Annotated in this window: 21 protein-coding genes; 14 read left to right on the top strand and 7 right to left on the bottom strand. The window is 70.8% G+C overall.

All coding sequences use genetic code 11. The features are described from left to right. Positions 1-78: 78 nt before the first annotated feature. Both ACWDGI_RS13875 and ACWDGI_RS13870 read right to left on the bottom strand, forming a co-directional pair. Positions 79-882: an anti-sigma factor gene (locus ACWDGI_RS13875; protein WP_450758656.1), complete on the bottom strand. Its 804-nt coding sequence runs from the start codon at positions 880-882 to the stop codon at positions 79-81. Next, positions 879-1,421, bottom strand: coding sequence for a sigma-70 family RNA polymerase sigma factor (locus tag ACWDGI_RS13870; RefSeq protein ID WP_450758654.1), 543 nt, complete (start codon positions 1,419-1,421; stop codon positions 879-881). The genes ACWDGI_RS13875 and ACWDGI_RS13870 overlap by 4 nt, the downstream gene beginning before the upstream one ends. A gap of 206 nt (positions 1,422-1,627) precedes the next feature. Here ACWDGI_RS13870 and ACWDGI_RS13865 point away from each other — a divergent pair, with 206 nt between their 5' ends. The 4 genes from ACWDGI_RS13865 (at position 1,628) to ACWDGI_RS13850 (ending at position 8,299) form a co-directional block, all read left to right on the top strand. Further along, positions 1,628-3,151 (top strand): DUF4331 domain-containing protein, encoded by a 1,524-nt coding sequence (locus ACWDGI_RS13865; RefSeq protein WP_450758652.1) that lies wholly within the window; start codon positions 1,628-1,630, stop codon positions 3,149-3,151. A 205-nt stretch (positions 3,152-3,356) separates the two neighbouring features. Next, positions 3,357-4,763: a tetratricopeptide repeat protein gene (locus tag ACWDGI_RS13860; protein ID WP_450758650.1), complete on the top strand. Its 1,407-nt coding sequence runs from the start codon at positions 3,357-3,359 to the stop codon at positions 4,761-4,763. Between the two features lie 29 nt (positions 4,764-4,792). Further along, positions 4,793-6,646 (top strand): nickel transporter, encoded by a 1,854-nt coding sequence (locus ACWDGI_RS13855; protein WP_450759291.1) that lies wholly within the window; start codon positions 4,793-4,795, stop codon positions 6,644-6,646. 45 nt (positions 6,647-6,691) lie between these two features. Then, positions 6,692-8,299 (top strand): serine/threonine-protein kinase, encoded by a 1,608-nt coding sequence (locus ACWDGI_RS13850; RefSeq protein WP_450758648.1) that lies wholly within the window; start codon positions 6,692-6,694, stop codon positions 8,297-8,299. A 112-nt stretch (positions 8,300-8,411) separates the two neighbouring features. Here the strand turns inward: ACWDGI_RS13850 and ACWDGI_RS13845 are convergent, their stop codons facing one another. After that, positions 8,412-9,209, bottom strand: coding sequence for an SGNH/GDSL hydrolase family protein (locus ACWDGI_RS13845; RefSeq protein ID WP_450758646.1), 798 nt, complete (start codon positions 9,207-9,209; stop codon positions 8,412-8,414). Positions 9,210-9,468: 259 nt separating this feature from the next. On the opposite strand from ACWDGI_RS13845, the gene ACWDGI_RS13840 reads away from it, so the two are divergent. The 5 genes from ACWDGI_RS13840 (at position 9,469) to ACWDGI_RS13820 (ending at position 16,805) form a co-directional block, all read left to right on the top strand. Further along, on the top strand, positions 9,469-9,915 hold the full coding sequence (locus ACWDGI_RS13840) for a hypothetical protein (protein WP_450758644.1): 447 nt from the start codon (positions 9,469-9,471) through the stop codon (positions 9,913-9,915). A 421-nt stretch (positions 9,916-10,336) separates the two neighbouring features. After that, the gene (locus tag ACWDGI_RS13835) at positions 10,337-11,158 is read left to right on the top strand and encodes a glycosyltransferase family 2 protein (protein WP_450758642.1); all 822 of its coding nucleotides are present in this window, start codon (positions 10,337-10,339) and stop codon (positions 11,156-11,158) included. Then, on the top strand, positions 11,155-12,168 hold the full coding sequence (locus tag ACWDGI_RS13830) for a glycosyltransferase family 2 protein (protein ID WP_450758640.1): 1,014 nt from the start codon (positions 11,155-11,157) through the stop codon (positions 12,166-12,168). The genes ACWDGI_RS13835 and ACWDGI_RS13830 overlap by 4 nt, the downstream gene beginning before the upstream one ends. Further along, positions 12,161-12,961, top strand: coding sequence for a polysaccharide deacetylase family protein (locus ACWDGI_RS13825; protein ID WP_450758638.1), 801 nt, complete (start codon positions 12,161-12,163; stop codon positions 12,959-12,961). The genes ACWDGI_RS13830 and ACWDGI_RS13825 overlap by 8 nt, the downstream gene beginning before the upstream one ends. Further along, on the top strand, positions 12,954-16,805 hold the full coding sequence (locus tag ACWDGI_RS13820; RefSeq protein WP_450758636.1) for a lipopolysaccharide biosynthesis protein: 3,852 nt from the start codon (positions 12,954-12,956) through the stop codon (positions 16,803-16,805). Before ACWDGI_RS13825 ends, ACWDGI_RS13820 begins: the two co-directional genes overlap by 8 nt. Before the next feature lie 24 nt (positions 16,806-16,829). Here ACWDGI_RS13820 and ACWDGI_RS13815 read toward each other — a convergent pair whose 3' ends face one another. Further along, positions 16,830-18,254: a GH39 family glycosyl hydrolase gene (locus ACWDGI_RS13815; protein ID WP_450758635.1), complete on the bottom strand. Its 1,425-nt coding sequence runs from the start codon at positions 18,252-18,254 to the stop codon at positions 16,830-16,832. A 175-nt stretch (positions 18,255-18,429) separates the two neighbouring features. Here ACWDGI_RS13815 and ACWDGI_RS13810 point away from each other — a divergent pair, with 175 nt between their 5' ends. Continuing rightward, positions 18,430-19,524 carry a DUF5925 domain-containing protein gene (locus ACWDGI_RS13810; RefSeq protein ID WP_450758633.1) on the top strand — a complete coding sequence of 365 codons (1,095 nt, stop codon included), beginning with the start codon at positions 18,430-18,432 and terminating at the stop codon, positions 19,522-19,524. A gap of 15 nt (positions 19,525-19,539) precedes the next feature. Beyond that, positions 19,540-20,310 (top strand): DUF72 domain-containing protein, encoded by a 771-nt coding sequence (locus ACWDGI_RS13805; protein WP_450758632.1) that lies wholly within the window; start codon positions 19,540-19,542, stop codon positions 20,308-20,310. Positions 20,311-20,513: 203 nt separating this feature from the next. Here ACWDGI_RS13805 and ACWDGI_RS13800 read toward each other — a convergent pair whose 3' ends face one another. Next, positions 20,514-20,882 carry a GntR family transcriptional regulator gene (locus ACWDGI_RS13800; protein ID WP_450758630.1) on the bottom strand — a complete coding sequence of 123 codons (369 nt, stop codon included), beginning with the start codon at positions 20,880-20,882 and terminating at the stop codon, positions 20,514-20,516. A gap of 70 nt (positions 20,883-20,952) precedes the next feature. On the opposite strand from ACWDGI_RS13800, the gene ACWDGI_RS13795 reads away from it, so the two are divergent. Continuing rightward, a complete protein-coding gene (locus tag ACWDGI_RS13795; protein ID WP_450758628.1) occupies positions 20,953-21,882 on the top strand; it encodes a GNAT family N-acetyltransferase in 930 nt (309 codons plus the stop codon). Further along, positions 21,863-22,363: a DUF402 domain-containing protein gene (locus ACWDGI_RS13790; protein ID WP_450758626.1), complete on the top strand. Its 501-nt coding sequence runs from the start codon at positions 21,863-21,865 to the stop codon at positions 22,361-22,363. The genes ACWDGI_RS13795 and ACWDGI_RS13790 overlap by 20 nt, the downstream gene beginning before the upstream one ends. 81 nt (positions 22,364-22,444) lie before the next feature. On the opposite strand, the gene ACWDGI_RS13785 is transcribed toward ACWDGI_RS13790, so the two are convergent. Further along, the gene (locus ACWDGI_RS13785; RefSeq protein WP_450758624.1) at positions 22,445-23,059 is read right to left on the bottom strand and encodes a class I SAM-dependent methyltransferase; all 615 of its coding nucleotides are present in this window, start codon (positions 23,057-23,059) and stop codon (positions 22,445-22,447) included. Positions 23,060-23,199: 140 nt separating this feature from the next. On the opposite strand from ACWDGI_RS13785, the gene ACWDGI_RS13780 reads away from it, so the two are divergent. After that, positions 23,200-23,334, top strand: coding sequence for a hypothetical protein (locus ACWDGI_RS13780; protein WP_360489678.1), 135 nt, complete (start codon positions 23,200-23,202; stop codon positions 23,332-23,334). Positions 23,335-23,354: 20 nt separating this feature from the next. On the opposite strand, the gene ACWDGI_RS13775 is transcribed toward ACWDGI_RS13780, so the two are convergent. Next, entirely contained in the window at positions 23,355-23,804 is a 450-nt protein-coding gene (locus ACWDGI_RS13775; RefSeq protein ID WP_450758622.1) for a GNAT family N-acetyltransferase, read from the bottom strand. Positions 23,805-23,962 lie beyond the last annotated feature (158 nt).

Here is a 23,962-nt window from a genome sequence, read left to right as displayed (position 1 = left end):
ATCGCCCCGATGGGGCACTCGTGTATCGCGGTCACAGGATTCACCTTCCCCGCAAGGCTGTTGACGACCCCTCTTCGACTACTCTCCGAATCCGACCGATTTCAGGGCGAGTTGGACAACCGGCTGGCTGGTGGGCTGCGCCGAGCCGCCGGCGGGCTCGACGGTTACGGCGAGTGACGTGGCGGACTTGTCGATCCCGGTGGCGACCAGGGGCGTGTCGGCCTTGAAAAGCCCGAGGGAGCGCGGTTGCACATGGGGGCGCATCAGCCAGAGCTGGTGCACGCGGCCCTTCGGCAGGCCACCGTATCCGCTGAGCGTGACGACGGCCTGCCCCTGCGAAGCGGAGACCACCGCGCCCATACTTCGGCCCTGGGCGTCCTTGCCGCTGGTCGCACGGGCGTCGGTCGCGGCCAGAACGTGGGCGATGTCACGCGACTGGGCCCGCTCCGCGTCCAGTTGGTCCTGGGTCCGGCCGGCCTGCACCGCGAAGAGGGAGGCGACGACCAGCGCGGCGGCCGCGGTGGCGGTGGCGAACGGCACGAACAGGGGACGCCGCCGTCTGCGCGGCGGCGGGGGCTGCCCGCCCCAGACATGCGGCGGCAGGTTGGGAACGTGCTCGCGGGCGGGGGCCGGTGCCTGCGGGGTGGCGCGTACGGCGGCCAGGACCCGGTCACGCATCGCGAGGGGCGGCGAGGCGGCCGTGGACCAGGCCAGCCGTACCGCGTCCTCGGTCAGCGCCCGGACCTCGGCGGCGCACCGGTCGCAGTCCCCCAGGTGCTTCTCGAAGCGGCGCCGTTCGCCGGGCTCCAGGGCGTCCAGGGCGTAGGGCGCGGCCAGCGAATGCAGGTCCTCGCGGTGCAGCAGGCGGCCGACCAGGCTCATGCGGCACCTCCCAGGCAGTCGCGCATCCGGGTGAGTCCGTCACGCATCCGTGTCTTGACCGTGCCCAGCGGCAGTTTGAGCCGCTCGGCCACCTCACGGTACGTGTAGCCGTCGTAGTAGGCGAGGGTGACCGACTGGCGCTGGAGTGCGGTGAGCCGGTCCAGGCAGCGGCGTACCCATTCGCGCTCCAGGCCGGCCTCCACCTCCTCGGCGACCTGGTCGAAGGCCGGTTCGCCCGCGCGCAGCGCCTCGCGCTGTTCGCGTTCGCCGGCCGCGCGGGCGCTGCGCACCCGGTCGACGGCCCGGCGGTGGGCGAGGGTGAGGATCCAGGAGAGAGCACTGCCCCGGCCCGGGTCGAACTTGGGTGCGGAACGCCAGAGTTCGAGGAGCACCTCCTGGGCCACCTCCTCGGACTGGGCGGGGTCGCGCACCACACGTCGTACGAGTCCGAACACCGGACCGGACACCAGTCCGTAGAGGTCCTCGAACGCCTTCTGGTCGCCGGCCGCGACGAGCACCAGCAGTTCGTCCGCCTCCACCCCGTTCCCCCTTCTGTGGCCGCACCCGGCCCGTCCTCCCACACCAGGCATTGGCAACTGACGCACCTCCGGCAGAAGTACGTATGCGGGAGGCAAAAACGCGGGTCGAGCAGGAAGAAAAGATTTTTTTCTTCGGACCAATCCAAACGGCCCTCCTGCTCCGTATACCCGTCCGTCAAGCAAGTTGGGACCGAGGGACGGACGGCATGACACCTCTAATCTCCAGGAGTGGCGCGGGGCGCAAGGGCCTTGTCTCGCTCATATGTGGGGCACTGGCCACCGGCGGGATCACAGCCGCCAGCGTCGCCGCGCTGGAACCGGGAGCGGCCTCCGCCTCCTCCCACCGGGAAGCCCCGCTCATCTCGGGCACCCCCCAGTACGACAACACCGACCTGTACGCGTTCGTCAGCCCGGACAAGCCCGACACGACGACGATCGTGTCGGACTACATCCCCTTCGAGGAACCGGCCGGCGGCCCGAACTTCTACCAGTTCGCGGATGACGCCCAGTACGACATCCACATCGACAACAACGGTGACGCGCTGGACGACCTGATCTTCCGCTACACCTTCCACACCCAGATCAAGAACAAGAAGACGTTCCTCTACAACACGGGGGTGGTCGACAACCTGACCGACCCCGACCTGAACGTCACGCAGTCGTACGACATCGACCTCATCAAGCTGAAGAAGGGGAAGGAGCAGTACAAGACGAAGGTCGCCGACAACATCCCGGCGGCCCCGTCCGACGTCGGCAAGGCGTCGATGCCGAACTACGCGAAGCTGCGTTCCCAGGCCGTCTACAAGACGTCGAACGGCGGCGCGACCTTCGCCGGGCAGGCGGACGACCCGTTCTTCGCCGACCTGCGCGTCTTCGACCTGCTGTACGGCGGCAACCTCAGCGAGGTCGGCCGGGACACCCTCAAGGGCTACAACGTCAACACGATCGCCCTCCAGGTGCCGAACTCCCTGATCCGGCAGTCGGCGTCGCGTCCGACCGTCGGCATCTACGCGACGACCCAGCGCAGGAACGCCCAGGGCTACTACGCCCAGGTCTCGCGCCTCGGCAACCCGCTGGTCAACGAGGTCGTCAACCCGCAGAAGGACAAGGACAAGTTCAACGCGTCCCAGCCCAAGGACGACGCGCAGTTCCTGAAGAACGTGACCAACCCGGAACTGCCGAAGCTCATCCAGGCGATCTACAACATCAAGGCGCCGTCCGAGCCCCGCAACGACCTCGTGGACGTGTTCCTCAAGGGCGTCAAGGGTCTCAACCAGGAGCAGCCGTACGCGACGCCGTCGGAGATGCTCCGCCTGAACACGTCCATCAAGCCCACCGCGAAGCCCAAGCGGCTCGGTGTCCTGGACGGTGACAACGCGGGCTTCCCGAACGGGCGCCGGCTCACCGACGACGTGATCGACGAGGCACTGCAGGTCGTCGAGGGCGAACTGGTCGGCTCCAAGAACGACCTGGGCGACGCGGTCGACAAGAACGACAAGGGCTTCGAGAAGTACTTCCCGTACGTGGCCGAGCCGACGTCCGGTTCGCGCGGCGCGCTCGCCAAGGCGGCCGGGAGCAGCACGAAGAGCGCCCTGGGTGACGCCCTGACCAGCTCCGGCAGCAGCAACACGACGCTGATCGCCGGGTCCGCGGCCGCGGGTGCGGCGGGCGTGCTGCTGATCGGCACCGCGTTCGGCTGGTGGCGCCGTCGGATGCAGCGGCCGTACTGAGCGCCGTCCCAATTCAGGTAGTGGGGTGACTGCGGGCCCGGTGTGGCTGGTCGCGCACGCGCGGCGGTAGCCACATGTCCAACGCAGTCCCGCGCCCCTTACCGGGCGCTGCATGCAACCCATTGACTGGCGCGGCCCGCTTCCCACTCAATCCCCCACGGCAGCGGGCCGCGCCACCCCCATGCGACACCTATGAGGAGAGGGCATGGCCCCGGGTACGAACGACAAGCAGCCCGCCGAGCCGAAGGACGACGAGCGGGTCACCGCCCTGCGCCGCTTCGCCGCCGCGGGGCGGAACTGGCGGCGGGCTCAACTCGCGGGTTCCGCAGTGCTGTTGGCCATCGCGCTGACCGGTGGAGCGATCGCCTTCGGGGCGTCCGGGAACGGCGGCACGCCGATGGCCGCGTCGAGTGCCGTGTCACCGGCGCTGCTCGCGAGCGGGGATCTCGACACCAGCATCGCCTCCCTCCAGGCCCATCTCCGCACCCAGCCGAAGGACTCCGACAGCTGGGCCACCCTGGGCCTCGCCTATGTCGAGCAGGCGCGTACCAAGGGCGATCCGTCCCGCTACCCGCAGGCCGAGAAGGCCCTCGAGCGCGCGCTGCGGATCACCCCGGGCAACGACCAGGCGCTGGCCGGCCAGGCCGCGCTGGCCGCCGCCCGGCACCAGTTCGCGGAGGCTCTCACCTACGCGGACCAGGCTCTCAAGCAGAACCCGTACAACGCGGGCGCCCTGTCCTCCCGTATCGACGCCCTGGTCGAACTCGGCCGCTACGGCGATGCGGCGAAGGCCGCCGACCTGGCCGACCAACGCAAGCCGGGCGTACCGGTGTTCACCCGGTACGCGTATGTGCGGGAGCTGCGGGGTGACGTGAAGACGGCCCGGCGGGTGCTGGAACAGGCGCTGTCCACGGCCACCTCGAAGGGCGACATCGCCTACGTGGCCGCGCAGCTCGGTCTGCTCGCCTGGAACCAGGGCGACTACAAGAGCGCGCTCGACTACTACGCCCGCGCGCTGGCCGCCGACGAGAACTACCTCCCCGCGCTGGAGGGCCGGGCCCGCGCCCAGGCGGCGAGCGGCGACCGGGCCGCCGCCATCAAGGGCATGGAACTGGTCGTCTCCCGCTACCCCCTGCCCCAGCCGCTCGTGGAGCTCGGCGAGTTGTACGAGGACCGGGGCGCCGAGGGCGACAAGGCGAAGGCCGAGGACCAGTACGCGCTGGTCGAGGCGTGGATCGCGCTCGCCCGCGCCAACGGCGTCAACGCCGACCTCGACACCGCCCTCGCGGCCGCCGACCACGGCGACAAGGCCGAGGCGCTGAAGGCCGCCCGCGCCGAGTGGGCCCGCCGCCACACCGTGCACACGGCGGACGCGCTGGCCTGGGCGCTGCACGTGAACGGCAAGGACGAGGAAGCGCTGCCGTACGCCCGCCGGGCCACCGCCACCGGCTACCGCAACGCCTCCTTCGGCTACCACCTGGGCATGATCGAGCTGGCCACCGGCAACAAGTCGGCCGGGCGGGCGGCCCTCAGCAAGGCCCTCACGCTCAACCCCGGCTTCTCCCCGCTGGGCGCCCGTACGGCCCGCAAGGCGCTGGAGGCCTCGAAGTGAACCTCCGCCGCGTCGCCGCGCTCTTCGTCATGGCCGGCGGTCTCACGCTCCTGCCGGCCACGGCCGCGAGCGCCCACCCGCTCGGCAACTTCACCGTCAACAAGTACGACGGTCTCGTCGCCGCCCCCGGACAGCTCCGCGTCGACCATGTCGAGGACCTGGCCGAGATCCCGGCGACCCAGGCCAAGCCCGACCTGAAACGGCTGGGCACGGCCAGGTGGGCCGAGCAGCGCTGCACGACCGCGGCCGACGGCAGCACACTCACCGTCGACGGCAGGGCGACCGCGCTCACCGTGGGGACCAGCCACGCCGAACTGCGGCCCGGCCAGGCCGGTCTGAACACCCTCCGCGTGGAGTGCCGGTTCACCGCGCCCCTCCCCAAGGGCAGCACGGTCACCCTTTCCTTCCACAGCGCGGGCACCGACACCGGTCCCGGCTGGCGGGAGATCACGGCGCGCGGCGACCGGATGACGCTGACGAGGACGGACGTACCGAAGACGTCCGTCTCCCACGAACTCACCAGCTATCCCAAGGACCTGCTCTCCTCCCCGGCGGACATCACGACCGCCGCCGTGCGCGTACGGCCGGGCGGGCCGGCCCTCGCCGAGGAACGGCAGGACGCATCGGGCGCCGCGATCCTCCCCCGGGGCGTCGACCACTGGACCCAGGCCCTGACCGACCTGGTCGCCCGCAACCACCTCACCGTCGGGTTCGCGGCGCTCGCGCTGTTCATCGCGATCGGCCTCGGCGCGATGCACGCCCTGGCGCCGGGCCACGGCAAGACCCTGATGGCGGCGACGGCGGCGGCCCGCGGCGGCCGCGCCCGCCTGCGCGACGTGCTCCCGCTGGCCGCGTCGGTCACGGTCACCCACACGCTGGGCGTGGTGGCCCTGGGTGTCCTGGTCACAGCGGGCTCGGCGGCCACCCCGTCGGTGATCGCCTGGCTAGGCATCGCGAGCGGCCTCATGGTCCTGGCGGCGGGCGCGAACCTGACCCGCCGAGCATGGCGGAACAGGACCCACGAGCAGGCGCACGGCCACGGCCATCACCATGACCACGACCACGACCACGCGCATGAACACGAGCACGAGCACGCGCACGCGGCAGCCGAGAAGCGAGAGCTCGCCCTGGCCGGAGCCCACGGGCAGGGCCACGCACACGCCCGCGCGCACGACCACGGCGACGGTCACGCCCATGCACATGAGCGGAGCCACGCACACGACCAAGAACACGGTCACGCGCACCCGCACGACCACGACGCCGATCACGACCACGACCACAACCACGGTCAGGCGCACACCCACGACCGCGGCCCCCGCCACGCCGACGGTCACAGCCACGGTCACGACGCCGGGTCACATGGGCTCACCGCCACGACGGCTGAGGCGGACGGCCGGTCCGCACCCCGCACGGCCCGTCCGGCGCTTGCGGACGCGGCCGTTCAGGCCGAGGCGGGGTCCGGGGGCGCAGGCCCCGAGAGCGGTCACACCGCCGTGCCGCACAGCCACGGCGGGTTCACCCACACCCACGACACGGCCCCCACCCTCCGCGGCACCCTCCTCCTCGGGTTCGCCGGCGGCATGGTCCCCAGCCCCTCCGCCGTGGTCGTGCTCGTCGGTGCCGCCGCACTCGGGCAGGCCTGGTTCGGGCTGCTTCTCGTCGTCGCCTACGGCATCGGTCTCGCACTGACGCTGACCGCCGCCGGGTTCGCCGTCGTCAAGTTGGGTACGGGAATGACCCGGATGCTCGACAAACGCCCTCGGTGGACCACCCACCCCATGGCCACACTGGTCCGCAGGACCACCCCGCTCGCCTCGGCGCTCGTGGTCGTGGCCCTGGGCGCCGGATTGGTGCTCAAGGGCGCCGCATCCGCACTGCTCTGAGTTACTTTTGTGATGAATCAGCGCGAGCTGCCGTGGGGAGCACCCGTGACCGAAGAGCCGGGCCGTGAGCGAGTGATCGCGGGCCGCTACAGACTGTTGTCCCCGCTCGGCGAGGGTGGCATGGGCACCGTGTGGCGGGCCCGGGACGAGGTGCTGGGACGCGAGGTCGCCGTCAAGGAGGTACGGGCGCCGGCCGGGCTGCCCGGCCCCGACGTCGAGCGGATGTACGCCCGTCTGGAGCGCGAGGCCTGGGCCGCGGCCCGGGTCGCGAACCGCAATGTGGTGACGGTGTACGACGTGGCGATGGAGGGCGGACGGCCCTGGATCGTCATGGAGCTGATCCGCGGGGTGTCCCTCGCCGACGTACTGGACACCGAGGGCCCGATGTCCCCGCAACGGGCCGCCGGTGTCGGCGCCGAGGTGCTGTCCGCGCTGCGGGCCGCGCATGCCGCCGGGGTGCTGCACCGGGACGTGAAGCCGGGCAACGTACTGCTGTCGAACGACGGGCGGGTGGTGCTCACCGACTTCGGGATCGCCACCGTCGAGGGCAGCTCGGCGCTGACCATGACCGGCGAGGTGATCGGCTCACCCGAGTTCCTCGCCCCGGAACGGGCGTTGGGGCGCGCGTTCGGCCCCGAGTCGGATCTCTGGTCGCTCGGTGTGCTGCTGTACGCGGCGGTGGAGGGCACCTCCCCGTTCCGGCTGGACACCCCGCTGAACACGTTGCGTGCCGTGGTGGACGAGGAGCTGCCGCCGGCGTACCGGGCGGGGCCGCTCGCGCCCGTCATCGAGGGCCTGCTCCGCAAGGACCCGGCCGACCGGCTGTCGGCCGAACAGGCCGAGCACGACCTGCGGCTGGTCGCGGCGGGCGGTACCCCCTCGTTCGGGGGCACGCCCGGGACCGCCGCCACGGTGCCGGTCCCGGGGCGGTACGACGCCCCGACCCGCGTCGCCCACCAGCAGCAACCGCCGTCCCCCACACCGCCGTTGCCCACCCCCACGGACACCCGGGCGCCCGCGTCCGACCGCGACGGCAACCGCAGGGCCGGTACCGTGCTGGTCATCGGGCTGGTGCTGGTCGTCCTCGCGCTGGGCGGGCTGACGTACGCCCTTCTCAACCACGGCAACGGCGATGGCGGCGACAACAACGCCGGCCCCAGCCAGTCGGCCAGCAACCTCAGCTCCCCGGCGCCCAGCCGGAGCAGCAAGAAGGAGTCCAAGTCCCCGTCGCCGTCCGCGAGCAGCAGCACGGCCGCGCAGAGTGTGAAGGTCAGCGTGGCCGGATCCCGTACCGACTACTCGGGGAGCTGCCCGCCGTCGACCGCACAGGCCCCCGCCTTCACGGCGACGTTCACGGTCGGGAGGGCGCCCGCGGAGGTGCAGTACCGCTGGGTGCTGAAGAACGGCTCGCTCGACGACCAGGGGTGGAAGACGCTGTCCTTCCCGGACGGCGGCGGGAAGACCCGGCAGACCGGGGTGACCGTGACGACCTGGTCCGACAGCGGGACGCTGAACGACGCGATCGCCGTCGAGGTGCGCAGTCCGGTGACGACCACGTCCAACTCGGTCCCGTTCTCGGTGACCTGCACCAAAACGACGGAGACCCCGACCGGCGGGGCCTCCTCTTCGCCTTCGCCTTCAAGCTCGTCCTGAGTGCCGGCAAGCCCGTACCGAGTACCGGAGGTCACGCGTCGGCACTGACGACCCGAGGTCGCGCGTCGGCACTGACGACCGGAGGTCGCGCGTCGGCACTGAGGACCGAAGGTCACGCGTTGCTGGTCAGGACCGGCAGATAGCCGCCCGAGTGGCCGGCCGCGGTGGGGTGGTACGACTCGCCGATGTCCAGCCAGTTGACGCTGTGCAGCCAGGAGCTGCTGGAGCAGATCTCGTGGCCGGTGAACGTGGTGCGGATGTCGCCGAAGACGAAGCCGTGATCGGCGGCGCGCTTGGCGATCGCGGCGTCGATGTAGTCGGCGGCGTTGTTGATGGCGGAGCGCTTGGCCGCGGAGAGGCCGAGGCAGGTGGTGCCCAGCTTGTAGAAGCGGGGGTAACCGAGGACGACGACCCTGGCGTTGGGGGCCTTGGCGCTGATCGCGTTGTACACGCTGTCGAGCTTGCCGGGGAGGGTGGAGTCGACGTAGGCCTCAGCGGTGCTGATCCGGGACAGGCAGGTGCTGTCGGAGCTGAGCACACAGGTCGTCATGACGTCGGCGAAGCCCGCGTCGTTGCCGCCGATGGTGATCGAGACCAGGGCGGTCGAGGAGCTGAGGGTGCCCAGCTGACCGGAGAGCACGTCGCCCGTCGTGGCGCCCGAACAGGCCAGGAACGAGAACGAGGACGGGCCGTGGGCGGCGTTCCACAGGTACGGATAGGCGTTCGTGCTGCGGTCGCAGCTGCCGCTTGAGCTGATGTAGCTGCCGGCGCCGACACCGGACGAGTACGAGTCGCCGAGCGCCACGTAGCCGCCGGTCGCGGCCTGGGCTTCGGTTGCGGCCCCGGCGAGAGCGAGGCCGGAGGCGAGGAGGAGTGAAGTCACGTATGCCGTAATTCGGGAACGTCTCATGGAACCTCCCTTTAGCAGGATCTCTGCCACAACCGTCGTACCAACTACGCGTGTTGACGGGAAGTGTCCATGCCAAAACTTTTCGGGCCCTCAACCGGTCCGCACCGGACCGATGTCGTAAAGGAATTGGGCGACTTGTCCCCAGGAGGCATCAGGTGTCCCCGGGGAACGGTCATGTCCGGAGACCCGCTTGACGCTCCGCGTTCGCCTGCGCGACATTGAAGCCCGGCATCCGACGCCTTGGGGGGCAAAGTCGGCCATGCAGACCATAGGGTTCAAGACACCATCGTCAGAGGGCGACCAACGGGCACGACCAGGACCGGGGAGGGGCCTGGGACCACTGCTCGCGGGCGCCGCGACCGCCGTCGCCGGGACCGGCGCGCTGCTCGCACTGACCGATTCGGGCTCGCCGTTGCGCGGCCCGTTCACGCTGCTCTTCCTGATCGCCGCGCCTGCCGGGGCGATCGGTCTGGCGCTGCGCGGGCTCGATCCGTTCGCCCGGGCACTCACCGCACTGGCGGGCGCCGTCGCCCTGGACATGCTGATCGCACAGGGCATGCTCGCCACGCACCGCTGGTCCTGGCGCGGCGGAGTCGTCGCCGTGACCGCGATCAGCGTTCTCCTGCTTCTGCTGGTACGAATGCGACCGGTGGAGCGAATTCTCGAACGGACGTCCCGACGGACCGGGAAAGTCCGTTCGAGTTGAGGAACAAGGTCGGCCAAATTTACGTAACGGTCAAACCAACAAAAACGTGAGGCGCACTTCCAGGCCTTGCCATACTGGTTCAATCATCAATACCGTCGTACATCTCACCCGCATCGGATCATCATCAAGCGGCACCAGGGGAGGGCTCAAGGACCGCGATGTTCCGGAGCGGGGCGCGGTAGGGGGGTGCCGTGCTCGGTGACCGCAATGACCACTGTCATTTCGAGTGTGACCACTGCTGTTTCCGAGTCGTGCCGCGCGACCGGCTGCCGTTTTCCGGCAGACCGGTTAGCTTTGCCAGCTCACCTGCGGGTACGGAGATCCGTTTTCCGTGCCACGGGTGATAACCCCCCTTTCGAACCGGACACAGAAGCGGGCCGCCCAGGGGCGGGTGGTCCACCGGACGAGAGGGACAAGACTCATGAGTTCTGTTCTGCGCCAGCCTGCCTCGGACCAAGATCCGTTAATGGCTCCCGAATACCGACCGATCTCCTCGCACCTGGCGATCACACCGCCGGTGAGCGTGGTGATCCCCGCCATGAATGAGGCGGAGAATCTCCCCTACGTCTTCAAGACACTTCCCGGCTGGATACACGAAGTGGTCCTTGTGGACGGCAATTCCACCGACAACACCGTGGAAGTCGCGCGGGAGTTGTGGCCCGATGTGAAAGTCGTCGAACAGAGTGGCAAGGGCAAGGGGGATGCCCTGATCACCGGGTTCGAGGCGTGCACCGGCGACATCATCGTCATGGTGGACGCGGACGGCTCGGCCGACGGCCACGAGATCGTGTCGTACGTCTCCGCCCTGGTCTCCGGCGCCGACTTCGCCAAGGGCTCGCGCTTCGCCAACGGTGGCGGCACGGACGACATGACCTTCATCCGCAAGCTCGGCAACTGGGCGCTGTGCACGATCGTCAACCGCAAGTTCGGCGCCCGGTACACCGACCTCTGCTACGGATACAACGCCTTCTGGCGGCACTGCCTCGACAAGATCGACCTCGACTGCACCGGCTTCGAGATCGAGACCCTGATCAACGTCCGGGTGGTCAAGGCGGGTCTGAAGGTGCAGGAGATACCCAGCTACGAGTACCTGCGCATCCACGGCACCAGTAATCTGCGCGCCGTGCGGGACGGGTTCCGGGTCCTCAAGGTGATCCTCGGGGAGCGCTCCAACCGGCGTGCGCTGCGCCGGCAGGTCCGGCACTCCCCGATGCTCAGCACGGGCCAGGGAGAGTCGTCTTGAGCGATCCCGACATCTCCGTCGTGATCTGCGTGTACACCGAGGACCGCTGGGAGGACATCCTCGCGGCGGTCTCCTCGGTGCGCGCCCAGTCGTATCCGGCGCTGGAGACCCTGCTGGTCGTCGACCACAACCCGGCGCTCCTGGAACGGCTCACGGAGGAGTACAAGCAGGCCACGGACGTCCGGGTGCTCGCCAACGCGGGCCCCCGCGGCCTGTCCGCGGGCCGCAACACGGGTATCGCCTGCTCCTACGGCGAGGTGATCGCCTTCCTCGACGACGACGCCGTGGCCGAACGGGACTGGCTGCGCCGCTTCGCCGAGGGGTACGCCGACCCGCAGGTGATGGCGGTCGGCGGCCGGACCATGCCCGTCTGGGCCTCGGGCCGCCGCCCGCACTGGTTCCCCGAGGAGTTCGACTGGGTGGTCGGCTGCACCTACCGGGGGCTGCCACCGGGCCGGGTCCGGGTCCGCAACGTCCTCGGCGGAAACGCTTCTTTCCGGCGTACCGCGTTCGACGCGGCGGGCGGCTTCGCCACCGGCATCGGACGGGACGGCGACAAGCGCCCGCTGGGCTGCGAGGAGACCGAGCTGTGCATCCGGCTCACCCGGGCCCGCCCGGACGCCGTGCTGCTCATCGACGACCGCGCGGTGATCCACCACCGGGTGCCGCGGGCCCGTGAGCACTTCGGCTACTTCCGCACCCGCGCCTACGCCGAGGGCCTCTCCAAGGCGCTGGTCGCCCGGAGTGTGGGCGCCGGCAAGGGACTCGAGTCCGAACGCCGGTACACCACACGTGTGCTGCCCGCGGGGGTCGCTCGTGGCCTGCGGGACGCACTCCTGGCCCGGCCGGGCGGCGCCGGCCGGGCCGGCGCGATCGTCACCGGGGTACTGACGGCGGCGGGCGGCTACGTGGTGGGGAGCGTGCGGGCACGGCGGGGCGGGGCGACCTTCACCGTCGCCGAGATCGAGGACCATCTCATGGCCGAAGCGGAGCGGAGACCTCATGGCTGAGACACCGGTGCCGATCCTCATGTACCACTCGGTCGCGACCGCGCCGAACGAGGCCACCCGCGCGCTGTCGGTGGCGCCGGAGGCGTTCGCCGAGCAGATGGCGCTCATCGACGACCTGGGCCTGACCCCCGTCGACACGGCCGGCCTGGCCGCAGGATGGCGCGCCGGCGACCCGCTCCCCGACCGGCCCGTCCTGATCACCTTCGACGACGGCTACGAGGGCGTGCACCGGCACGCCCTCCCCGTCCTCGCCAAGCACGGTTTCGCGTCCACCCTGTTCGTCTCGACGGGCTGGATCCGGGGCGCGTACGACACCGGAGGCGGCCTGGACGCCATGCTCGACTGGGACCAGGTACGCGAACTCGCGGACGCCGGCTGCGAGATCGGCGGGCACACCCACACCCATCCGCAGCTCGACCAGCTGGCCGACGACCGGCTGCGCGAGGAGCTGGTGTGGTGCCGGGAGATCGTCGCCGAGCAACTGGGCGCCGAGCCGGCCTCGTTCGCCTACCCGTACGGCTACTCCAGCCGCCGGGTCCGGCAGGCCGTGCGGGACACCGGGTACGCCCAGGCGCTCGCCGTCGAGAACGGCCTCGCCCGCCGCCGCCAGGGTCCGTACGCGCTGCGTCGCGTCACCGTACGCCGCAGCACGGACGCCGCGGAGTTCGCACAGCTGCTCGAAGGCCGTGCGATCGCCCGCAACTTCGCCAAGGACCGTGCCCTCACCAAGGGGTACGCCGTTCTCCGCAGAGCCCGCCAGCTCCGCCGGAAGGCCATCCGTTCCCGTGTCTGACACGACGACCACCACAACCGAGGCCGCGACCAACGACACCGCGGCGCCCGAGCAGTCGGGGCGCCGTCTTCGGCTGCCCGGCAGAGGCAGCTCCTCCGGCGGCAGCCCGCTCTTCCGGAACGCCTACGCGCTGATGCTCAACACCGGCATCTCCGCCGTGCTGGGCCTGGGCTTCTGGCTGGCGGCGGCCCGCTACTACTCCGAGTCGGCGGTCGGCCAGGGCTCCGCCGCGATCGCGGCCATGAAGTTCCTCGCCGGGCTGACCGCGGTCACCCTGACCGGCGCGCTGGCCCGCTTCATCCCGGTGGCCGGACGCCGTACCGGACAGCTCATCTTCCGTACCTACGTGGGCAGTTCGCTGATCGTGGCGATGGCGGCCGGCGTCTTCCTGATGACGCTCGGGGTGTGGGGGCCGTCGTACCGCTTCCTGCACGGGCCGGTCAACGGGCTCGGGTTCGTCGTGGCGGTGATGGCCTGGAACCTGCTCACGCTCCAGGACGGCGTGCTGACCGGGCTGCGCAACGCGCCCTGGGTGCCGGTGGGCAACACCGTGTTCTCGGCGGTCAAGCTGGGTCTGCTCGTCGCCTTCTCGGTGGCGATCCCGCTGACCGGTGTCTTCGTCTCCTGGGTCGCCGCCATCGCCACCTCGGTGGTGCCGCTGGGCTGGCTGGTGTTCCGGCGCCTGGTGCCCCGGCACGTCAGGGCGACCGAGGAACACGCCAGGCCGCCCACGCTGAAGGAGATCGGCAGGTTCCTGGCCGGCGACTACACCGGTTCGCTGTTCTCCCTCGCCGTCGTCTACCTGGTCCCGGTGATCATCGCCTCGCAGGTCAGCTCCGAGGACAACGCGTACTTCTACATCACCACCACCATCGGCGGCACCACCAACCTGCTCGCCATCAACATGGGCGCCTCGCTCACCGTCGAGGGCTCGCACGACCCGGCCCGGCTGGCCGCCAACACCCGGGCCGCGCTGAAGCGGATGGCCCGGATCATGATCCCCATCTGCTCGCTGCTGTTCTTCGGGGCGCCCTGGATCCTCGGTGTGTTCGGCGCGGGCTACGCGGACGCGGCGACCCCGCTGCTGCGCTGGTTCGCGGTCGGCGCGCTGCTCAGGGTCGTGATGGAGACCTACTTCGCGGTACTGCGCGCCCAGAGCCGCACCGGCGGGCTGGCCTGGCTGCAGGGCCTGTTGTGCGTGCTGGTGCTCGGGCTGACCCTGCTGCTGCTGCCCCGGATGGGGCTGACCGGCGCGGGCGTCGCCGAGATCTCCAGCCTCGCGGTGATCGTGACGATCGCCGCGCCCAGGCTGTGGCGGACGCTCCGGGCGGCTCCGGCCGACGTCCCGGAGGACGCGGCACCGGACGGGGACCTCGCCGACCTGGGGGTCCCGGCCACCACCGCGGCACCGCGCAGGCGGGGCCCGGCCTGGGCCCTGGACACCGACACCCTCGCCCTCGGCATCCATGTGGACTTCGACCATGTGGAGCGCCGCCCGGACGTCCGACCGGGTCCGGGAACCCCGCCCTCGGGCACGTCCGTCGTCCGGCCGGACGACCGGCCGACCTGGGCGGCGCGGCCACCGCGGAACCTGGGGCTGCCGGTGGAGCTGGGGGTCACCCCGGTCGAGCGAAGCGGGGACTGGGGAAGGGAGCCGGGTTCGGAGGCCTCGCTCGGGCCGGCCGAGTCCTCGCTCGGGCCGGCCGAGTCCTCGCCGCCGAAGGAGGCGGAGGTCGACGCGCCGTTCGGGGAGGCGGTCGTACCGGAGGAACAGGAAGAGCTGCCGGACGGACCTCCGGCGGAGCCCGCGCTGTCGCTGCGGGAGCGGCTGGTCCCGACCCGCCAGGGAGTCGTCCTCGGCTGTCTCCTGGTCGCCGCCCTCCTGCTCTACTGGGTGCCGGCCGCCCGGCTCGACGACGCCGACCTGGACCGGATGGGCGGGCTCGGGCTGATCTCGGCGCTGCCGCTGCCGACGCTGGTCGGGGCTGCCCTGCTGGTCACGGTGTTCGCCGCACTGCTGTGGCTGCGCCGCGAGCACAAGGCGCTGCTCCTGGTCACCCTGCTGGCCACGGTCGTGTCGCTGCACGCGCTGCCCGCCGTGATCGAGACGGAACCGCGGTTCCCGACCGCCTGGCAGCACCTCGGGTTCATCGACTACATCGACCGCACCGGGTCGGCCGTCCCCGACCTGGACGCCCGCTGGAGCTGGCCGGGCTTCTTCGCGGCGGCGGCCTTCATCGGCCGGGCCTGCGGGGTCACGGACTTCACCGAGGTCATCCGCTGGTGGCCGACGTTCGTGCAACTCGCGTACCTGGCACCGATGTTCCTGCTCGTACGGTCGCTGCGGGCGAGCTGGCGGGCGAAGTGGACCGGCATCTGGATCTTCGTGCTGTGCGGCTGGGTCGGCCAGGACTACTTCTCCCCGCAGGGCTTCACGTACCTCCTCTACCTGATGTTCGTGGCGATCCTGCTCGTCTGGTTCCGTGCCCCGCATGTCGTCTGGACGAGGTTCCGTCCGGGCGAGGCCGAGGTCGAGCCGACCGACCGCCGCCAACAGGCGGTCATGCTCATGGTGCTGATCGGCCTGTACGCGGCGACCGTCCCGGCACACCAGCTGACCCCGTTCGTGATGCTGGGCGTGCTGGCGGCCCTGGTCCTGGTCGGCAGGTCCGAACTGCGCGGCCTGCCCATCCTGTTCGGAGTGGTCGCGGCCGTCTGGCTGGGCTTCATGGCCGAGCCGTACTGGTCGGGTCACTTCAACGACCTGTTCGGCGGGGTCGGCGGAGTCGGCAGCAATGTCTCGACCTCGGTCTCCGGCCGCATCCAGGGCGGCAGTTCGACCCACAAGCTGGTCCTGTACGTCCGGGTCCTGCTGGCCGGCAGCATGATGGTCCTCGCCGTCTGGGGCTGGTGGCGCCGCCGCTTCCACAAGTACCGCGAGCGGTCCCTGCTGGTCCTGACCTTCGTGCCGTTCCTGGGCTTCGGCATGCAGTCGTACGGCGGCGAGATGGCCCTGCGGGTCTTCATGTTCGCCCTGCCGGGCGCGGCCCTGCTGGCGGCTCTCGCCCTGTTCCCGCGCACCGGCGCCACGGCGAAGGAGCGCGAGAAGGACCGGGTCAGCCTGGCGCCGGTGGCCGCGCTGATGGCTGGGCTGCTGCTCATGGGCGGCTTCCTGGTGGCCCGTTGGGGCAACGAGTCCTTCGAACGGGTCCGGCCCGGCGAGGTCGCCGCGATGGACTACGTCTACGCCCATGACAAGCCGACCGTACGGCTGCTGTGGCTGAGCAACGACACGGTCAACGACGTGACCCCGGCGATTCCGTGGGGCGCGAAGGACATGGAGCGGGTCGACTACGTGCCGACACTGGCGCCGGCCGACCCGGTGCTGGTGTCGGGCCTGGTCAAGGCGTTGAAGGAGGCCGGCCCGAACTCGTATCTGATGATCAACAGGAGTCAGGTCGTCTATCTCCAGATGGACGCCGGATACTCGGCGACCTGGGAGAGCCGGCTGATCCAGAACCTGGACGACCGGCAGGATCTGACGAAGGTCCTGGTCAACGACGACGTGACCATGTACACGCTGCGCACGCGGCCCGCGGGTGCGGTGGAGGAGCCTGATCCGGGGCCGATCGGGCCGCGGATCACCTGGACGCCGTGGTCGGTGGTCGGCGGTCTCGCCGCCGTGGCCCTGATCCTGCTGCTGACGGCACGCGAGGTGGTCCGGGTCGCGGTCCGGCCCGGGGTGCGTCAGCTGCGGTGGCTGCAGGGCAGCTTCTGGTTCTCGCTGCCCCTGCTCGCGATGGTGCTGGCATCGCTGGCGCAGCGGTTCCTGACGCTCAAGTAGGAGGGACGAAGTGGCTCACCCGGTTCACCGGGTGAGCCACTTGACCTCGTAGCCCTTCAGGTCGAACCGCTTCCCGTCCACCTGCGCGCCGATCGTCCGGCCGAGGGTGTTGACGACGAGGACGGTCCTGTCGCTCGCGAGGACACGCACGTTGGGCGCGTCGTCCTCGGCGACGGAGACGGTCTCGTAGCGGGTCCCCGGCGGGAATGCCTTCCCGAACCTCGACACCAGGTCGTACATGGGGAGTTGCCGTCCTCCGTCGGCGCTGTCGGTGGTGGTCCACAGACAGCCGGCGCAGTCGCCGCCCTTCTCGTCCTCCGGGTTCCAGTAGAAGCCGGAGCCGGCGCCGCCCTTCACCATGGCGATCATGCCGGCCGCCTGGACGGCGACCCGGTGCGGTTCGGTCCAGCCGTCGCGTCCGTCGCTGCCGTCGGCGGGTTCGACGTAGTACTCGGCCCACCACAGCGGCAGGTCGTGCGTCTGCTTCCGCACCCACTCGCTGACGTACGTCAGCTTGTCGGTGGCCGCGAACTCGTCCGGCAGCAGGTCGTCGTCGTTGGTGTAGCTGGACCCGTCGACGACCACGAAGTCGGCGCCCGCCTTGTGGGTGTTCCAGTAGTCGAAGGCGTCGATCACCCGCTGGTCCATGACGCCCCAGGGGCCCTTGAGGGTGGGTGAGGCGTTCTCGGTCTGGCGCGGGTCGAAGCTGTCCATGACGAGGTACGGGCCGCCGACCATGATGTCCTTGTTCACGGCCTTCAACGCCTTGTAGACGCGGTTGTACAGCTCGGTGTAGCCCTCGTAGTCCCAGCGGGCCCTGTCGTTGTTCCAGAAGCCCTTGAACTCGTTCCAGACGATGAAGTGCCGTACGTCGGGATAGCGTCTGGCGACGGTCGCGGCGAGGTTCGCGTAGTCCTGGTAGTGGCCGGGGGTGGGGGCGGTCTCCAGGGCGGCCTGGCTCCAGTCGGTGTTGTTCACACCGGCCCTGCCGCCCTTCATCCAGTCCGGCGAGCAGCACAGGGTGATCACCGGGGTGCCGCCCGACCTGCGCATGAAGTCGACCCGGCGGTCCAGGGCGCCGAAGTCGTAACGGCCCTTCACCGGCTCGGGGTTGTCGGCACCCCAGCCCATGACCGCCTGGTCCTGGGGCAGCCCGCCGTCCTGGGCCAGCAGGTTCTCGACCCGGTCGGTGGCGGTGGCGCTGCCCTCGTCCGCGCTGTACTGCGTGTGGGTGAAGCCCCAGCCCACATACGGCTGGGCCGCGTCGGGCGGGGTGGCCGGGGTGCCGTGCACCTTGTCGCCGTCGCGGGTCGTGCCCGCGGTGCTGCCGCCGCCCCCGGGCAGGGTGTTGATCAGTGTCACGATCAGCGCGAGCGCGGCCACGCCCACACCGAGCAGGGCGGTGAGCCGCCACCGCCGAGCCCCCGAATTCCACTCATGACGTCCCATCAAGGACAACAGTAGTGGCGGAAATCGCCCCCGGGGCAGGTATCGGCGATCGACGGTCGTGCGACAGGACCAGGGGGGCACTCCGGATACTCCGGAAGCTCGGCGCACATCCGACACTCTCCGCCCACTTCGGAAAACGGGTGCGCGGCGGGCCCCGGTGTCGGATCATGGCGGCATGTCTGCCAAGCCGCACGAGACGCTGCCGATCCGGCTCAACGTCGACGACTCCGACTCTCCGTCCGACGTCGTCGACGCGCTGTTCCTCGGCCGCTTCGCGACGGGCGAGCAGCCGTACTCGCACGCGGCCAACATCGACCGGGTGCGCACCGGGGCGACCCTGCTGCCGAAGGAGGCGCGGGTGCTGCGGGTGGCCCGCGACGACGACCGCAGCGCCACGCTGGCGGAGGGCGACGGCTGGACGCTGCTGGTCTCCCGCTGGAACCGGGGCGCGGACGTCACGGTCACCGCGACCACCGCCGAGCTGGCCGCGAAGGTGCTGAACGAGGCGACGGACGGCGCGGCGGACGAGCCGGAGCCCCAGCCGGACAACGTGACCATGGGGTTCTGGTACGTCTCCCCCAGGCGCGGCCCGCACCGCACCACCCGGCAGATCTCCGCCGGCACCTGGGACGAGGTGCGCGCCAACTACACGGCACCGGTGGCGGAAGCCATGGACCGCCTGATGAAGACGACGCCCGAGGACATCGCCGGCCGTCTCCTGCTGCTGCACGGCCCGCCGGGCACCGGCAAGACCTCCGCCCTGCGTACGCTCGCCCGCTCCTGGCGGGACTGGTGCCAGGTGGACTGCGTCCTCGACCCCGAACGGCTCTTCTCCGACGTCGGCTATCTGATGGACATCGCGATCGGCGAGGAGGACGGCGCCGGCAAGGGCCGCTGGCGGCTGCTCCTGCTGGAGGACTGCGACGAGCTGATCCGCGGCGAGGCCAAGCACACCGCGGGCCAGGCGCTGTCGAGGCTGCTGAACCTCACCGACGGACTGCTCGGCCAGGGCCGCAACGTCCTGGTGGGGGTCACCACCAACGAGGACCTGGAGCGCCTGCACCCCGCCGTGGTCCGCCCCGGCCGCTGCCTCGCCCGTATCGAGGTGGGCGCGCTGACCCGCCCCGAGGCGGCGAACTGGCTCGGCACGGAAGAGGGCGTGGGCCGCGAGGGAGCGACCCTGGCGGAGCTGTACGCACTGCGCCGGGGCACGGCACCGACCTCGGTACCGGGCGCGCGGGAGGACGCGGACGCGGGGCTGTACCTGTAGTGCTTTGATGGGGGTATGCCCCTGTTCATCGGGACGTCGGGCTGGCAGTACAAGGACTGGCGGGACGTCCTGTACCCGGCCGACGTGCCCGTGCGGCGGTGGCTGGAGGAGTACGCGGCACACTTCACGACCGTCGAGCTGAACAACGCGTTCTACCGCCTGCCGAGCCGCGAGAATTTCGCGTCCTGGCGGGACCGGGTCCCAGCGGACTTCGTGATCGCGGTCAAGGCGAGCCGCTACCTCACACACATCAAGCGCCTGAAGGATCCCGCGGAGCCGGTCGACCGGCTGATGACCCACGCGGCGGGTCTGGGCGACCGGCTGGGCCCGGTCCTGCTCCAGCTCCCGCCGACCCTCAAGGCCGACCCGGCCCTGCTGGACGCCTGCCTGGCGTGCTTCCCGCGCGGCACGAGGGTGGCGGTGGAACCCCGCCACGACTCCTGGTGGACACGAAAGACCCGCGAGGTCCTGGAATCCCGGGGCGCGGCCCTGTGCTGGTCCGACATCCGGGCCCACCCCATGACCCCGCTCTGGCACACCACCGACTGGGCCTACGTCCGCTTCCACGAGGGCCGGGCCGCCCCCTGGCCCCGTTACGGCCGCCGCGCCCTGGAGACCTGGGCCGACCGCATCGCCACGGCGTACCCCGAGAAGGCCGACGTCTACACGTACTTCAACAACGACCCGGGCGGAGCGGCGGTGCGGGACGCGGCGGCGTTCGCGAGGGTCGCGGAGCAGGCGGGGTTGCCGGTGACCCGAACACCGCAGCCGACCCCCAGCGGTTGATCACCTACCCCTGCCCCTTCACTTCCCACCGCCCCATCCGCCTCCCTCGCCGCTCCCCTCTCTCCCGCCGCCCCCTTCTCTCCCGCCGCTTGAATTCTTTTCCCGCCGCGACGGCGATCAGCCGCCACGGCGCCTCTCGGCGGTGCCGAGCCCTGCTCAGCCGTAGCCCGAAACCCCCTGCCCCTCCTGCCCCCGCTGCCCCCCTACCCCCCATAGGCCGCCCGCAGGGCATCCCGCACGGCGGCCAGCGCCTCCTTCTCCCCCAATCCCAGCCGGCGCACCCGCTCCACGTACGCCTGTGCGGCCGCCGACGCCTCACGCTCGGCGGCCGACCCCGCGGCGGCGACGAACGTGCCGTTACGGCCCCGCGTCTCGATCACCCCGTCCGTCTCCAGCGCCCGGTACGCCTTGGCCACCGTGTTCACCGCCAGCCCCAGCGACTCGGCCAGCCCCCGCACCGTCGGCAGCCGGTACCCCACCGGCAGCACCCCGCCCCGCGCCTGCTCGGAAATCTGCGCCCTTACCTGCTCGTACGGCGGCGCGCTGTCATCGATGTGGATCTTCAGAGTCACGGCCCGATTCTCCCGTATCCGCCGGAAAATGAGAGGCATCGCGCATTCGCCCCCGCATAGCGTGCGCCCTATGACAGTGATCGTGCGCGATCTGCGCCCCGATGTCCGGTCGGACGCCGAAGGCTTCGCCCGGGTCCGGCAGCTCGCCCTTCCCTACCTGCTGTTCACCCCGGAGTCCCTGGTCCACGACCTGACGCACACCCATCCCGACGCCCGCTTCCGCCAGCTGATCGCGGAGGAGGACGGCGAGATCATCGGCACGGCGCAGGTCGGCCTCGCCCACGAGAGCACCGAGCCGGGCCAGGGCTTCGCCAACGTGTATGTACACCCGGAGCGCACCGGCCGGGGCGCCGGCACCCTCCTCGTCCGTACGGCGGAGGCACACCTGTCGGACACCGGCGCGACCACCTCGTACGCCTGGGTCCTGGACACCCCGTCCCACCGCGCCTTCGCCGAGCGCCGCGGTTACACGGCCAGCCGCTCCGCCCACTTCCTCCGCCTCGATCTCGCGCACGGCACACTCCCGCCGCTCCGGACTCCCCCGCCCGGCGTCGAACTCCGTTCCGCCGCCGACTTCGCCGACGACCCGCGTCCGCTCTTCGCCCTCGACGCGGAGACGACGCTGGACGAACCGAGCGACATCGACACCGAGTTCGCCGACTACGAGGCCTGGCTGGACGGCACCTGGCGGCATCCCCTGTTCAGCCGGGAGCTGACCTCGGTCGTCCTGGTCGACGGCCGCCCCGCCGCGTTCAGCGCGGCGCGCACCGACGGCGGCACCCGGTATGGCACCGTCATGACCGGCACGGCCCGAGCCTTCCGCGGCCGGGGCCTGGCCAAGCTCGCCAAGAACGACTCCCTGCACCGCGCCCGCGCCGCCGGCTGCACGGAGGCGTTCACGGGCAACGACAGCGGCAACGGCCCGATGCTGGCGATCAACAAGTGGTTCGGGTATGACATCTGCGCGACGGAGGTCAGGTATGTCCGCGAACTCGGCTGAGCCGCCGGCCACGGTGGACGTCGTCCTGGTCAAGGCGGGCCGGACGAAGATCCGTTACCCCGCCGAGCTGCTGCACGACGACGGCACCCGGATCGCCGTACGCGCGCCGTGGGCCGGTGACGTGTCCCGCGACTTCGGCTTCGTCCGATTCGAACAGGGCGATGTCTTCACCGAGTTCTACTGGCGCGACCGCTGGTACGCGGTCAAGGAGGTCCGCGCCGCCGACGGCACGCTGAAGGGCTGGTACTGCGACATCACCCGCCCGGCGACGCTCACCGGCGGTGAACTGGTTGTCGAGGACCTCGACCTGGACCTGTGGCGGTCCGCCGACGGCACGGACGTACGGCGACTGGACGAGGACGAGTTCGCCGAGAGCGGGCTGGCGGACCGGGACCCGGCCGCCGCCACGGCCGCCGTGACGGCACTCGACACGCTGGAGGCCCTGGCCCGCGAGGGCGGTTTCGACACCCTGCTGTCCTGACACCCCCTTCGGGCTGACGCCCTTGCAGGCTGACGCCCCTTCAGACTGACACCCCCTCCTGGCTGACGCCCCTTCTGGCCGTCACACCGTCGCCACCACCGCGTACCGCTCGTCGCTCACCGCCTTGCCCCACAGCACCGCCTGCGCCGACAGCCGTTCCACGCGCACGTCCGCGGCGAGCGGCGTCAGGAGGGCGGTGAGCCGCTCGGCGGGTATGCCGACCGGGGCCACGGTCCCCCACACCCCCTCCACCAGCACGAACCGCCCTCCGGGACGCAGCAGGCCGCGCCAGTGGCGCAGCACGCGCGCGGGGTCGGGCAGCGCCCACAGCACATGCCGTACGAGCACGGTGTCGAAGAGCCGCTCGCCCACCGGTGGTGCCGTCGCGTCACCGAGCAGGAACACCGCGTCACGGCCGGCCAGCTTGGCGCGGGCCCGCTCCACCATCGCCTGCGAGCTGTCGACCCCGGTCACGTGGTGGCCCTGCTCGGCGGCGAGGAGGGCCAGGCTGCCGGTGCCGCAGCCGAGGTCCAGGAGGTCGACGGGGCGTCCGGGCAGCCAGGCCCGGAGCCGCTCCGCCCAGGCGGCGCGCACCTCGGGCGGCCCCAGCCCATGATCCGGCTCGGCGTCGAAGGTGGCGGCCTGCGCATCCCAGTCGACACTCACCGCAACTGTCCGATCACTCTCGTTCGTCATGCCCCCAGCGTGACACCCACCACTGACACTCGGTCCGTGTGACAGCGACCACTGACAGACCGGCACCGATGAGGAACTCTCGCCAAAAGGGTCTACCTCCGTGACACCACGGAACTCGGTAGGCACTGAAGGAGGCAGCCATGCGCCGCGCAACCGTGCAGAAGCCCCTGAAGAAGACGGACCGCCGCCGGATCCGCGAGGAGGCCGACGAGCGCCCCGCCGGACGCCCGGAGGTGCGGAAGGACATCGCACGCACCTGGTGGCCGGACGGCTGACCGCGCCCGTCCCCGCCCCTTCAGCCCAGCCGCTTGCGGTAGTGGACGCGGTCGTACGGCCCGTCCACGCGCCGCCCGACGACTTCGTAGCCGTACCTCGGGTAGAGCTCCCGGTTCTCCCACATCAGCGCGTTGGTGTAGAGCCTGACCTCGGACAGGCCGAGTGCACGCGCGCGTTCGTCCACGAACTCCAGCAGCCGCCGCCCCACCCCCTGGCCACGCGCGTCGGGGTGGACGGCGATGCTGTCGAGGAACAGATGGTCGTCGTGGACCTCGATGACGACGAGCCCGATCACCGGCTCCCCGAGGACGAACACCCTGCCCGCGGCCACATCCGCCATGTGGTCCGCCTCCATGGGCTGCGGCACCACCCCTATGCGTGCGATGTAGTGGTGGTACGCCATGTCTGTGACGGCTTTCACGGCCGGTACGTCGGCGGCCCGTGCGGGCCGGATCTCGTCGTTCGCCATGGCGCGAACGCTAGCTTCCTCAGCGCAGCCTGAGCACTCCCTTAAGGCGACCATAAGGATCTCCTTCGCCCCCTCCCAGCAGGCGATTTCACGGTTTCTTGGGGCTAGCTTTCTGATCGCCCCCACGGGATCCAGCCCGAGCGGATCCAGCCCGACCG

The sequence above is a fragment of the Streptomyces sp. NPDC001220 genome, from assembly GCF_053597895.1.
This window is presented reverse-complemented; position numbering and strand designations above follow the sequence as displayed.